The 13,082-nt window shown below is 73.8% G+C and carries 11 protein-coding genes; 7 read left to right on the top strand and 4 right to left on the bottom strand.

Annotation, left to right across the window (positions count from 1 at the left end):
* Positions 1 to 145: 145 nt before the first annotated feature.
* Together panB and OG470_RS35595 are read right to left on the bottom strand one after the other, a co-directional pair.
* Positions 146 to 991, bottom strand: a complete 846-nt coding sequence (panB, locus tag OG470_RS35600) for a 3-methyl-2-oxobutanoate hydroxymethyltransferase (RefSeq protein WP_328419015.1) — start codon at positions 989 to 991, stop codon at positions 146 to 148.
* A gap of 158 nt (positions 992 to 1,149) precedes the next feature.
* Positions 1,150 to 2,907, bottom strand: a complete 1,758-nt coding sequence (locus OG470_RS35595; RefSeq protein WP_328419014.1) for an NAD+ synthase — start codon at positions 2,905 to 2,907, stop codon at positions 1,150 to 1,152.
* A gap of 372 nt (positions 2,908 to 3,279) precedes the next feature.
* Between OG470_RS35595 and glnA the strand changes: the two genes are divergently transcribed.
* From glnA to OG470_RS35575, 4 genes are all read left to right on the top strand, one after another.
* A complete protein-coding gene (gene glnA / locus OG470_RS35590; RefSeq protein ID WP_328419013.1) occupies positions 3,280 to 4,629 on the top strand; it encodes a type I glutamate--ammonia ligase in 1,350 nt (449 codons plus the stop codon).
* 89 nt (positions 4,630 to 4,718) lie between these two features.
* Positions 4,719 to 5,144 (top strand): DUF350 domain-containing protein, encoded by a 426-nt coding sequence (locus tag OG470_RS35585; protein WP_328419012.1) that lies wholly within the window; start codon positions 4,719 to 4,721, stop codon positions 5,142 to 5,144.
* A gap of 36 nt (positions 5,145 to 5,180) precedes the next feature.
* Positions 5,181 to 5,876, top strand: a complete 696-nt coding sequence (locus OG470_RS35580; protein ID WP_328419011.1) for a helix-turn-helix transcriptional regulator — start codon at positions 5,181 to 5,183, stop codon at positions 5,874 to 5,876.
* A gap of 124 nt (positions 5,877 to 6,000) precedes the next feature.
* On the top strand, positions 6,001 to 6,384 hold the full coding sequence (locus OG470_RS35575) for a VOC family protein (RefSeq protein WP_328419010.1): 384 nt from the start codon (positions 6,001 to 6,003) through the stop codon (positions 6,382 to 6,384).
* 122 nt (positions 6,385 to 6,506) lie between these two features.
* On the opposite strand, the gene OG470_RS35570 is transcribed toward OG470_RS35575, so the two are convergent.
* The gene (locus OG470_RS35570; RefSeq protein WP_328419009.1) at positions 6,507 to 7,046 is read right to left on the bottom strand and encodes a hypothetical protein; all 540 of its coding nucleotides are present in this window, start codon (positions 7,044 to 7,046) and stop codon (positions 6,507 to 6,509) included.
* 229 nt (positions 7,047 to 7,275) lie between these two features.
* Between OG470_RS35570 and OG470_RS35565 the strand changes: the two genes are divergently transcribed.
* Positions 7,276 to 8,160, top strand: coding sequence for a Vgb family protein (locus OG470_RS35565; RefSeq protein WP_328419008.1), 885 nt, complete (start codon positions 7,276 to 7,278; stop codon positions 8,158 to 8,160).
* 30 nt (positions 8,161 to 8,190) lie between these two features.
* On the opposite strand, the gene OG470_RS35560 is transcribed toward OG470_RS35565, so the two are convergent.
* Positions 8,191 to 9,126 (bottom strand): S66 peptidase family protein, encoded by a 936-nt coding sequence (locus OG470_RS35560; RefSeq protein ID WP_328419007.1) that lies wholly within the window; start codon positions 9,124 to 9,126, stop codon positions 8,191 to 8,193.
* Between the two features lie 122 nt (positions 9,127 to 9,248).
* Between OG470_RS35560 and OG470_RS35555 the strand changes: the two genes are divergently transcribed.
* Together OG470_RS35555 and OG470_RS35550 are read left to right on the top strand one after the other, a co-directional pair.
* The gene (locus OG470_RS35555) at positions 9,249 to 10,016 is read left to right on the top strand and encodes a type 1 glutamine amidotransferase (protein ID WP_328419006.1); all 768 of its coding nucleotides are present in this window, start codon (positions 9,249 to 9,251) and stop codon (positions 10,014 to 10,016) included.
* A complete protein-coding gene (locus tag OG470_RS35550) occupies positions 10,016 to 13,081 on the top strand; it encodes a bifunctional [glutamine synthetase] adenylyltransferase/[glutamine synthetase]-adenylyl-L-tyrosine phosphorylase (protein WP_328419005.1) in 3,066 nt (1,021 codons plus the stop codon). Before OG470_RS35555 ends, OG470_RS35550 begins: the two co-directional genes overlap by 1 nt.
* Position 13,082: the final 1 nt, after the last annotated feature.

Raw genomic sequence — 13,082 nt, 5'->3', positions numbered from 1 at the left:
CGACTGAAGCGTCGTGCTGGCCGGCCCTGCCGCCGTGGACCGTCCGAGCCGCTGACCTACGGGAGCCGCGGACCTACGCGAGCCGCGGACCTACGCGAGCCGCGGACCTACGCGAGCCGCGGACCTACGCGAGCCGCGGACCGTCCTAGAAGGTGTGCTCGGCGGCTGGGAACTCGCCGCCGCGGACCTCGTCGGCGAACCGGCGGGTGGCGTCGGTGAGGGCGCCGGACAGGTCCGCGTACCGCTTCACGAAGCGTGGTGCCTTGCCGGTACGCAGGCCGGCCATGTCCTGCCAGACCAGCACCTGGGCGTCGGTGTCGGGGCCGGCCCCGATGCCCACGGTGGGGATCGACAGTTCGTGGGTGATCTGCTTGGCCACCTCACCCGGCACCATCTCCAGCACCACCGCGAACGCGCCCGCCTCGGCAACCGCCCGAGCGTCTGCCAGCACCTCGGTGGCCGCATCGCCTCGGCCCTGCACCCGGTAGCCGCCCAGGGTGTGCTCGCTCTGCGGGGTGAAGCCGATGTGCGCCATCACCGGAATGCCGGCGCCGACGATCGCGGCGATCTGCGCGGCACAGCGGCGGCCACCCTCCAGCTTCACCGCGTGGCAGCCACCTTCCTTCATGAACCGCACGGCGGTACGCAGCGCCTGCGTCGGGCCTTCCTCGTACGAGCCGAACGGGAGGTCGCCGACGATCAGCGACTGTCGGGTCGCCCGTACCACCGCCCGCACCAGCGGGAGCAGCTCGTCGGCGGTGACCGGCAGGGTGGTCTCGTAGCCGAACACGTTGTTCGCGGCTGAGTCGCCGACCAGCAGCACCGGGACACCGGCCTGGTCGAAGATCGCCGCCGTGTACTGGTCGTACGAGGTGAGCATCGGCCACCGTTCGCCGCGCTCCTTGGCGGCGATCAGGTCGCGGGTACGGACCCGTCGGGTGGCCGGGCCGCCGTACAGCGCGGTCACCTCGTTGGGCGTGGACTCCACCATCACTGTCTCCTTCCTCGAGGCCGCCTGCGCGGTCCCCGGGTTCTGTCGCGATCGTCGCATCGCAGGCAGGGATGACGGCAGGGCGCAGTGGAAGATGTCACTCCACCGCGGCGAGGGCGCCGGACCGGCCCACCGACCCGGCGCCCACCCCGGACGGCTCAGCCGTGCTCGCGCCACCGGTTGGTGATCGGCAGCCGGCGGTCCCGGCCGAACGCCTTCATCGAGATCTTCGTGCCCGGCGCCGACTGCCGTCGCTTGTACTCGGCGGTATCCACCAGCCGCAGCACCTTGTCCACCACGGCCGGGTCGTGGCCCGACTCGATCAGCCCGTCCCGGCCGAGGTCGCCGTCGACGTAGCCGATCAGGATCGGGTCCAGCACGTCGTAGTCGGGCAGGGTGTCGCTGTCCAGTTGGCCCGGGCTCAGCTCGGCGCTCGGCGGCTTGCCGATCGAGTTCTCCGGGATGGGTGAGGTCGCGCCCCGCCGGGCCGCGTCCGCGTTGCGCCACTTCGCCAGCCGCCAGATCAGTGTCTTCCACACGTCCTTGACCGGGTTGAAGCCGCCCACCGAGTCGCCGTACAGCGTGGAGTAGCCAACCGCCAGCTCGCTCTTGTTGCCGGTGGTCAGCACCAGGTGGCCCTCCTGGTTCGACAGCGCCATCAGGATCACGCCGCGGACCCGGGCCTGGAGGTTCTCCACCGCCACCCCGGACAGCGACAGGTTGGCCAGGAAACCGTCCACCATCGGCTGGATCGGCTCGGTGCGGTAGTCCAGCCCGGTGCGCTTGGCCAGGTCGGCGGCGTCCTCCCGGGAGTGCTCGGAGGAGTGCTGGCTGGGCAGCGACACCCCGACCACCCGGTCCGGACCGAGCGCGTCGACGGCCAGCGCGGCCACCACCGCCGAGTCGATGCCGCCGGAGAGGCCGAGCACCACCGACGGGAACCTGTTCTTGTTGACGTAGTCGCGCAGGCCGAGCACCAACGCGTGCCACACCTCGGCCTCGTCGGCCACCGGCTCGATCAGCCCGCCGGTGGCGGCCGGGCCGGACGGCGTGGGCGGGATGCCGTCCAGGGTGCTGTGCACCACCCGCATACCGTCCGCGACGGTCTCCTCGGCCGGCGGCGCGCCGGCGGCCGGCAGTTCCACGTCGTGCACGAGCAGGTGCTCGACGAACTGCGGGGCCCGGGTGAGCAGCTCACCGTCGGCGGCCACGATCATCGAGTCGCCCTCGAAGACCAGCTCGTCCTGCCCGCCGATCATGTTGACGTACGCGATGGCGGCGCCCGCCTCGGCGGCCCGCCGGCGGACCAGCGGCAGCCGGATGTCGTCCTTGTTCAGCTCGTACGGCGAGCCGTTGATGTTGACCACCAGGCCGACCCTGGCCTGCCGGGCGGCGGCGAACGGGCCGCCGGCCTGCCACAGGTCCTCGCAGATGGTCAGCGCGACGTCCACCCCACCGATCCGCACCACGGTCAGCATGTCGCCGGACAGGAAGTAGCGGTCCTCGTCGAAGACGCCGTAGTTGGGCAGGTGGTGCTTGAAGTAGCGGGCGGCCACCACGCCCCGGTGCAGCAGCGCGGCGGCGTTGCGGGCGCCCCGACCCGGCTCGGCGTGCTCGCTGACCTGGGGCGGCCCGTCGGCGTCCAGGTAGCCGACCACCACGGGCAACTCGCCGAGGCCGTCCGTGGCGAGGTCGGCGGCGAGCTGCTCCAGGGCGGCCCGGGACGCGGCGACGAAGGAACGCCGGAAGACCAGATCCTCGACCGGGTACCCGGTCAGCATCATCTCGGGGAAGAGCACCAGTTGGGCGCCGGCATCAGCGGCCTGGCGGGTCCAGCTGCGGACCAGGTCGGCGTTGCCGGCGAGGTCGCCGACGCTCGGGTTGACCTGGGACAGGGCGAGACGCAGGGTGGGCATGTCCTCATTTTGCCCCAGCCCGTCGGGGCGGACACGATGCCAACGGGAGACGGCGGCCACGCTCGCGCCGGGCCGGCCGACCGCCGGTGGGCCAGCGCTCGCGGCCGGGCCGCCGCCCGCCCGAGGGCACCTGCGGCGCTGCCGCCGCAGCAGGACCACCGCCGCAGCAGGACCACCGCCACAGCAGGACCACCGCCACAGCAGGACCACCGCCACAGCAGGACCGTCGCCGGTCCGGCCGCCGCCGCGGCGGGCAGCCGGGACGGCAGGCGGGCGTTGGCGTAACGTCGGCGTAACCAGGCACATGAAGACTGGTCGGTCAGGCCGGGCCGGCCGGCAGGCGATTGCAAACAGGTGTTGCGAGGGGTGGAAGTGGACCGTCAGCAGGAGTTCGTCCTCCGTACGCTGGAAGAGCGGGACATCCGGTTCGTCCGGCTGTGGTTCACCGACGTGCTGGGCACGCTCAAGAGCGTCTCGGTGGCACCCGCCGAGCTGGAGGCGGCCTTCGAGGAGGGCATCGGCTTCGACGGCTCGGCGATCGAGGGCTTCGCCCGGGTCTTCGAATCGGACATGGTGGCCATGCCCGACCCGACCACCTTCCAGGTCTTCCCGTTCGAGGGCGGGGTCAGCGGCGAGAGCGCCCGGATGTTCTGCGACATCCTGCTGCCCGACGGCGGGCCATCCTGGGCGGATCCCCGGCACGTGCTGCGCCGCGCGCTGTCCAAGGCCGCCGAGAAGGGCTTCACCTTCTACACCCACCCCGAGATCGAGTTCTTCCTGTTGGAGAACGGCCCGCAGGACGGCTCGGTGCCCATCCCGGTGGACACCGGCGGCTACTTCGAGCACACCACCCACGCCGTCGCCCGGGACTTCCGCCGGCAAGGGGTGCTGGCGCTGGAGCGGATCGGCATCTCGGTGGAGTTCAGCCACCACGAGGTCGCCCCCGGCCAGCAGGAGATCGACCTGCGCTACGCCGACGCGCTCACCACCGCCGACAACATCATGACCTTCCGGCACGTGGTCAAGGAGGTGGCGCTCTCCACCGGCGTGCAGGCCAGCTTCATGCCGAAGCCGTTCACCGACCAGCCGGGCAGCGGCATGCACACCCACCTGTCGCTGTTCGAGGGGGAGCGCAACGCCTTCCACGACGGCGGCGACCCGATGAAGCTCTCCAAGGTGGCGAAGTCCTTCATCGCCGGCCTGCTGGTGCACGCGCGGGAGTACACGGCGGTCACCAACCAGTGGGTCAACTCGTACAAGCGGCTCTTCCCGCAGGCACTGCCCGACCGGATCACCGAGAGCCCGGCGTACGTCTGCTGGGGTCACCTGAACCGGTCCGCGCTGGTCCGGGTGCCCGCGTACGGCAAGCCCAACTCGGCCCGCGTGGAGGTCCGCTCGCTGGACTCGGCGGCCAATCCGTACCTCGCCTTCGCGGTGCTGCTCGGCGCCGGCCTGAAGGGCATCGAGGAGGGCTACGAGCTGCCGCCGGGCGCCGAGGACGACGTCTGGTCGCTGACCAGCGCCGAGCGGCGCGCGATGGGGTACGAAGCGCTGCCGGAGAACCTCGCCGAGGCGATCGACGTGATGGCCGGGTCCGAATTGGTCGCCGAGGTGCTCGGCGAGCACGTCTTCGACTTCTTCCTGCGCAACAAGCGGGCCGAGTGGGAGCAGTACCGCCGCGAGGTCACCCCGTACGAGCGGCAGCGTTACCTGGCGCTGTAGCCACGCGGGGCTGACGCGGTTCCGTGCTGCCGCTATCGTCTCGATCACCGCGCCGGTACCCCTCCGGGCGGAGATTCGGGAGGCAGTCGGTGCTGGAGGATCTGCTCAGCGGTGCCTGGCAGAGCGTCGTGTTCGGGATCGTCGGCGTAGGGCTGATGGCGGCCGGCTTCGTGCTGGTCGACCTGCTCACACCGGGGCGGCTGCGGGAGCTGATCTGGGTGCGCCGCAACGCCAACGCGGGGCTGCTGCTGGCCGCCAACCAGCTCGGTATCGCCGGGATTGTCTTCACCGCGATCCTCACCAGCTACAGCGACTTCGGCAAGGGGCTCGCCTCCACCGTGGTGTTCGGGTTCGTCGGGCTGGCCATCATGGCACTGGCCTTCTTCGTGCTCGATCTGCTCACCCCGGGCAAGCTTGGCGAGATCATCTGCTCGGACGAGCCGCATCCGGCGGCCCGGGTCAGCGCCGCCACCCATTTTGGAGCGGCGCTGATCGTCTGCGCCTGCATCGCCTGAGCGCGGTCGTCGTACCCCGTCCGTAGCGTGCGGGCCATGAACCGCACGGACCGCCTCTACGCCCTGGTCGAGGAGTTGCGCGCGGTCTCGCCACGTCCGCGCAGCGCCCGCTGGCTGGCCGCGCGCTTCGAGGTCAGCAGCCGGACCATCGAGCGCGACATCGGCGCGTTGCAGGAGGCCGGGGTGCCGATCTGGGCCGAGCCCGGGCGCACCGGGGGCTACGTGGTGGACCGCGCCCGCACCCTGCCCCCGGTCAACCTGACGCCCGGCGAGGCGGTGGCCATGGCCGTCGCGCTGCACCGGCTCGCCGGCACGCCGTTCGCCGCGCCGGGTGCCACCGCGCTGCGCAAGCTGGTGGCGGTGCTGCCGGCCGCCGACGCGGCCGAGGCGCACCGGCTCGCCGGCCGGGTGCACCTGATCGGCGACGGGCCGGCCACGCCCGTCCCGGCCATCGTCGCCGACGCGGTCGTCGCGCGGCGGGTGCTGCGCATCCGGTACGCCGACCGGGACGGCGCCGACTCGGTACGCGACGTCGAGCCGCTCGGCTACCTGGGCAACCCCCGACACTGGTATCTGCTCGCCTGGTGCCGGCTGCGCGATGAGCTGCGCTGCTTCCGCACCGACCGGATCCGGAGTGTCCGGGCGTTGCCCGAGGTGGTGGTGGCCCGGGAGTTGCGCCCGGCCGACCTGGACATCCCGCGCGAGCGGGTCCGGGCGCTGAGCCTGGTCTGAAAACTGGTGGTGGATCCGTCCGCACTGCCGGGGAAACACCGACAGGACGGTGTCGCGGGCGGGGTCGAGGCTGACTCCTGACGGCGCCGCCGACCGGCCGGCGCGCGGAAACGAGAGGCCAGACATGACCACCAGCAGCGGGGTGACCTGGTTCGAGATCGGCACGGATCGGTCAGACGTGGCGCAGCGGTTCTATGGCGACCTGTTCGGGTGGACCTTCACCGAGGAGGGCGCCGGCGGCGCGTCGTACCGGACGACCGAGGGTGGTGCCGGCGAGGGGATCGGCGGCGCGATTCGGGGCACCGGCGGGCAGGGGCCGAACTACGCGATCTTCTATGTGCAGGTGAACGACGTGGCGGGGACCTGCCAGCGGGCCGAGGCGGCCGGCGGCAAGGTGCTGGTGCCGGTGAAGGTGAACGACAACGGGCTCACCTTCGCCCACCTGCTCGACCCGGCCGGCAACCACGTCGGGGTCTTCACGCCCCCGCCGGTGCCCGCCGGATCCTGACAGTCGGGACCGGCGCCGGTTCGGCGTAATGGCGGTGCCCGGGTAACCCGGACACCGCCATGCCACCGCAACTGGTCCGGCTGGGGCGGCGCCGCCCGATGTCAGGGCGGCGCCGCCGACGATCACTTGCCGGTCGTACCCTCGGGGTTGTCGGTGCCCTCGGGGCCGTCGGTGCCGCCAGGGCCGCCGGTGCCGCCAGGGCCGCCGTTACCCGGTCCGCCGTGACCGCCCGGTCCGCGGTGACCGTCGCCACCGGGGAAGACGCCGGCCTCGACGGCCTTGGTGATCGCGTCGGCCTGCTCCTGGGTGAGCTTGCCGTCCTCGACCGCCTGGTCCAGCCGCTCCTTGAGCGCGGCCTGGCGGTCCTCGGTGGACGGCCGCTCCGGCCGCTCCGGACGGTCGGCGTCCTTCTGCTCGCGGACCTTGTCCAGCGCGGCGGTCACCTTGTCGGTGGAGACGCCCAGCTCCTTGGCGAGCGCCTCGGCGAACTCGCCCTGCCGGTCGGCCTTCGACTCCGGCTTCTCGGCAGTGCTGCTGGCGCTCGGGGTCGGCGTGCCGGCGTCCGCGGCGAACGCCATCGTCGGGGCTGCGATGCCCACGCCGAGGACGCCAGCGGTGGCCAGGCCGGCCAGCAGGTGCTTCTTGCGGATGGTGCGGGACATGCTCTCCTCCAGGTGCTCGGTGGTGTTGCGATGTCGTTACCGACCGTGACCGGCTGGGCTGGGTGCAACCCGTGGCGAACCTGTCCGCAGGCTGGCAATTCGGCCAGGGAAATGGGACAAACCTGTTGCCCCGGTACGGCCGGTGGGCAAAGGTGATTGCTCGCCGTGCCCGGCTGGCCGAGCCGCGCGGGCCGGTCGACCGGAAATCCATCGACGGAAGGCAGCTCTCGTGACATCCACCGTGATCCGGGAAATCCCGCTCAGCGATCCGCAGGCCGGGCCGTACGGCATCACGACCGGCCCCGACGGGGCGCTCTGGCTGACCCTGGTCCACGCTGGCGCGCTCGCCCGGGTGGCCGCGGACGGTTCGGTGCGCCGCTGGCCGGTCGGCGGCCCGGGTAGCCGGCCGTTGATCGTCACGCCCGGCCCGGACGGCGCACTCTGGTTCACCCGCTCCGGGGACGACCGGATCGGCCGGATCACGACCGACGGAGAGCAGAGCGAGGTCGTTCTGCCGGCCGGCACCGGCCCGTGCGGCATCGCCGCGGGCCCGGACGGCGCCCTCTGGTACGCCGGCATGAGCTCCGACACCGTCGGCCGGGTGAGCACCGACGGCGTGGTCACCGAGGTGCGGCTACCGGTCTCCGGCGCGTTCGCCTCGATGGTGGCGGCCGGGCCGGACGACGCCGTCTGGTGCACGCTCAACCAGGCGAACGCGATCGCCCGGGTCGGCATGGACGGGGTGGTGCGTGTGCATCCGCTGCCCACCGAGGGTGCCGCGCCGGTCGGTATCACCGCGGGCGTGGACGGGGCGCTCTGGTTCGTGGAGATCGCCGCCGGTCAGGTCGGCCGGATCACCCCGGACGGCCGGATCGAGGAGTACCCGCTGCCGGACCGGACGGCCCGGCCGCACGCCATCGTCGCCGATCCGGCCGGCGGCGCCTGGTTCACCGAGTGGGCCGGCAACCGGATCGGCCACGTCGACCCGACCGGCCGGGTCGACACCTACGAGCTGCCCACCCCGAACTCCGAGCCGCACGGCCTGACGGTCGCGTCCGACGGCACAGTCCACGCCGCGCTGGAAATCGGCCGCCTGGCCTGCCTCACCCCCTGAGCACGTCGCCGGCCACGGGGACCAGGGAAGTCAGACGACGGCGGGGGCGACGGTGAGGGTGCCGGCGTCGGTGTCGAGGGTGGCCGGGGTGCCGACGGGGACGGTGAGCTGGCCGGGGCCGTGGCCGATCGGCAGCCCGCCGAGCACCGGTACGCCGAGGTCGCCGAGGCGTTCGGTGAGCACGTCGGCGATCGTGGTCTCCCAGCCGTCGGCGCAGTCAGTGAACTGCCCGACCGCGACCCCGGCCAGGCCGTCCAGCGCGCCGGCCCGGCGCAGCTGGGTGAGCATCCGGTCGACCTTGTACGGGGGCTCCTGCACGTCCTCGACCAGCAGCACCGCTCCGGTCAGGTCGGGCAGGTCCGGCGTGCCGATCGACGCGGCGATCATGCACAGGTTGCCGCCGAGCAGGGTGCCGGTGGTGTGGCCCGGTACGCGTACCGGAAAGGTCTCCTCGCCGGGTACGGCGGCGACCGTCACCGGCTCGGTCGTCATCAGCGCGGCGTGCAGCGACTCGGCCGAGCGCAGCGGGGTGCGCTCGTCCCGCCAGGCCGCTCCCGGGCCGTGCACGCCGGCCAACCGGGCACCCCGCCAGAGCGCGAACTGCAGCGCGGTGATGTCGGAGAAGCCGGCCACCACCTTCGGGTCGCGGCTGACGGCGGCCATGTCGATGGCGTCCACCACCCGCTGGACGCCGTACCCGCCGCGCGTGCAGATCACCCCGCGCACCTGGGGGTCGGCGAACGCCGCGTTCAGGTCGGCGGCGCGCAGCTCGTCCGCGCCGGCCAGGTAGCCCTGCCGGGCGTACGCGTTCGGCGCCGGCACGGGCCGCAGGCCCCAGCCGGTGAGCAGCTCCATCCCGCGCGCCACCCGTTCCGGGGAGGTGGGCCCGGACGGCGACACCAGCAGCACCGTGTCACCCGGGCGCAGCACGGGCGGGCGGACGGCGGCACGGTCCTCGCTGATCACAACCGCAGAGCCTAACGACCCCGCCGTCCGGAGGGCCGCGCACGTCGGCGGCGCCCGGCGGCGCCCGGTGCGGGACCGTGGCGGGGCGTGGCGCCGCGTGGTGCACCGGCTAGCCTCGACGAGTGGCAACTGCGCTGGTGATCGAGAACGACCCGACGGACGACCCGCGCCGACTGGGTGAGTGGCTGACCGAGGCAGGGCTGGAGCTGTGGGTGGTCCGCCCGCACGCCGGCGACGAGCTCCCCGCCGATCTGGAGGGGTACGCGGCGTTGGTGGTGCTCGGCGGCGACCAGCAGGCGTACCCGCTGCCGGACGGCTCGCCCGGCGCACCCTGGTTCCCCGCGGTGGAAGGGCTGCTCCGCAAGGCGGTCCGGTACCGGGTGCCGACCCTGGCCGTGTGCCTGGGCGCGCAACTGCTCGCCACCGCGCACGCCGGGCTGGTCGAACGCAGCCCGTCCGGGCCGGAGGTCGGCCCCGGCGTGGTCGGCAAGCGGGACGCCGCCGGAGACGATCCGCTGTTCCGGTACGTGCCGCTGATTCCGGACGTGCTCCAGTGGCACTCCGACGAGATCACCGAGCTGCCTCGGGGTGCCACCCTGCTGGCCGCCTCCACCCGCTACCCGAACCAGGCGTTCCGGCTCGGCGACCGGGCCTGGGGGCTGCAGTTCCACATCGAGTGCGACACCGCGATGATCGCCGACTGGGCCGCCGACTCGACCCTCCTCGCCGACCTGGGCTACGACCCGGAGCTGGTGGTCGCGGCCTGCGCCTCGGTGATGGCGGACGTCGAGGAGGTTTGGCAACCGTTCGCCGCGCGGTTCGCCGCGCTGGCGCTCGGCGAGTTGGACGACAGCACGACGCGGCGTGGCCTGCCGCTGCTCGGGCACTGATGAGCCGGCCGACCAGGGCGCCGGGCCGGCTCGCCCGGTACGGCTTCGGCACCGCCGAGGGCGACGGTGGGGCGCGCGCCGCCGACCTGCTCGGCCCGGACGGCCTGCGGCTGTGGCGACCGGTAGAGCAGGAGCCGGTCGACGAGTTGGCCACGGAGTTGCTGGCGGCGCTGTCCCGAGCTGCCGACCCCGACCTGGCGCTGCGTCAGCTGCACCGCATCGTGGAGGCCGAACGCCGCGCGAACGGCGGCACCGGATTGGGTGCGACCAGCGCGGTGACCGCCGAGAGCGACGCCCTGGCCCGGTCGCCGCTGCTGGCGGAGCTGCACGCCGACCCCGGGTTGCGGCGGCGGCTGATCGCGGTGCTCGGCGCCTCGTCGGCGCTCGGCGACCACCTGGTGGCCCACCCCGAGCACTGCGCCGCGCTGCGCACCGCCCCGGACGGACTCGCGCCGACCGCTGAGGGTCGGCTGGAACCGGCCGGCGACGGCAACCCGGTGGCGGTGCTGCGAAGCGCGTACCGGCTGGCCCTGTTGCGGATCGCGGCGGCGGACCTGACCGGCGGGCGCGGCCTGGAGCAGACCATGGCGGCGCTGTCCGCGCTGGCCGACGCGACGCTGGCCGCGGCGTACGAGATCGCCGTCTCGGAGCTTCCGACCGGCACCGCGCGTCCCCGGCTGGCCGTGGTGGCGATGGGCAAGTGCGGCGGCGGTGAGCTGAACTACGTCTCCGACGTGGATGTGATCTTCGTGGGCGCCGAGGACGCCGACCTGGCCGCCGGCACCACGGTGGCGACCCGGCTCATCCACATCTGCGGGCTCGTCGCGTGGCCGGTGGATGCCGCGCTGCGCCCCGAGGGCAACCGGGGCCCGCTGGTGCGGACCCTCGCCAGTCACCTGGCCTACTACCGGCGGTGGGCGCGCACCTGGGAGTTCCAGGCGCTGCTCAAGGCCCGCCCGGCCGCCGGAGACCTGCCGCTGGCCCAGGAGTGGATCGACCAGCTCGCGCCGCTGGTCTGGCGGGCGGCCGAACGGCCCGAGGCGGTCGAGGACGTCCGCGCGATGCGGCGCCGGATCATCGACCACATCCCGCCGAAGGAGCTGGAGCGCGAGATCAAGCGCGGCCCCGGCGGTCTGCGCGACATCGAGTTCGCCGTCCAGCTGCTGCAACTGGTGCACGGCCGCGGCGACGAGACGCTGCGGGCACCCGGCACCATTCCGGCGCTGCGCGCGCTGGTCGCGGGCGGCTATGTCGGCCGCGCCGACGGCGAGGCGCTGCTGCGCGGCTACCGCTTCCTGCGCAGCGTCGAGCACCGGCTCCAGTTGCAGGGCCTGCGCCGGACGCACACGGTGCCCACCGAGCCGGCCGCGCTGCGCTGGCTCGCCGCCGCGCTGGGCTTCACGGCCGCGCCGGGGCGCAGCGCCGTGGAGAGCTTCCGGGCCGAGTGGGTCACCCACTCCGCCGAGGTACGCCGGCTGCACGCCAAGCTGCTCTACCGGCCGCTGCTGGAGTCGGTGGCCCGGGTGCCCGCCGACGGGTTGCGGCTCACCCCGGAGGCGGCCCGGCATCGGCTGGAGATCCTCGGCTTCGCTGACCCGGCCGGGGCGCTGCGCCACCTCCAGGCCCTCACCGGCGGGGTGAGCCGTACCGCGGCCATCCAGCGGACCCTGCTGCCGGTGCTGCTCAGCGAGTTCGCCGACGCGCCGGAGCCGGACCGGGGGCTGCTCAACTACCGGAAGGTCTCCGACAAGCTGGGCAGCACCCCCTGGTACCTGCGGCTGCTGCGCGACGGCGGCCCGGTCGCCCGGCGGCTGGCCCGGGTCCTCGCCCTCTCCCGGTACGTCGCCGACCTGCTCGCCCGGGACCCGGAGGCGCTGCGGCTGCTGGCCGAGGAGAACGAGCTGGTGCCGCGTTCACCCGAGGTGCTCCGGGATGGGTTCCTCGCGGCGGCGGGCCGGCACGCCGACCCCGTCGAGGCCACCCGGGCGGTACGCGCGCTGCGCCGCCGGGAGCTGGTCCGGGTGGCCTGCGCCGACCTGCTCTGCCGGGCCGGCTCGCTCGCACCCACCCCCACCCGTCCCGACGGCGGCACCCGGAGAGCGCCCGGGCTGGGCGACATCACCGGCGTCGGCGCGGCGCTCGCCGACGTCACCGACGCCACCCTGGCCGCCGCGCTGCGGGCCGCCCGGGCCAGTCAGCCGGCGCCGCCCGGGCTGCGGTTCGCGGTGATCGGCATGGGCCGGCTCGGCGGGTACGAGTCGAACTACCTGTCCGACGCCGACGTCCTGTTCGTCTACGACCCGCCCGCCGGAAGCAGCGAGAGCGCGGCCAGCGCCGCCGCGCACGCGATCGCCGAGGAACTGCGCCGGCTGCTCGGCGTGCCCGCGCCCGACCCGCCGCTCGGCGTCGACGCCGACCTGCGCCCAGAGGGCCGGCAGGGTCCCCTGGTGCGCAGCCTCGCGGCGTACGCGCAGTACTACGCCCGCTGGTCGCGGGTGTGGGAGGCGCAGGCGCTGCTGCGCGCCCGCTTCGTCTGCGGCGACGCCGACCTGGGCGCCGAGTTCGAGGCGATGATCGATCCGGTGCGCTACCCGGCCGACGGGCTCTCCCGCGAGCAGATCGTCGAGATCCGTCGGATCAAGGCCCGGGTGGAGACCGAGCGGCTGCCTCGCGGCGCCGACCCGGCCACCCACACCAAGCTGGGCCGCGGTGGGCTGGCGGACGTGGAGTGGGCGGTGCAGCTCGTCCAGCTCCGGCACGCCGGCGCGGTCCCGGCGCTGCGCGGCACGCGTACCCTCGACGCACTCGCGGCCGCCGCCGAGGCCGGCCTGGTCGAGGCGTCGGATGCCGCGGAGATGGCCGCCGGCTGGTCCCTGGCCGCGCAGGTCCGCAACGCGTTGATGCTGGTCCGGGGCCGGGCCGGCGACCAACTGCCCCGGCACGGGGTGGAGCTGGCCGGGGTGGTCCGGCTGCTCGGCCGGGACGACCCGGGGGAGTTCCTCGACGAGTACCTGCGTACCGGCCGCCGCTCCCGCGCCGCCGCCCAGCGCGTGCTGGAGATGTAGG

This window comes from Micromonospora sp. NBC_00389 (assembly GCF_036059255.1).
Classification (GTDB): domain Bacteria; phylum Actinomycetota; class Actinomycetes; order Mycobacteriales; family Micromonosporaceae; genus Micromonospora.
Note: the sequence above shows the minus strand (reverse complement) of the source record. Positions and strands in the feature narration are given on the sequence as shown.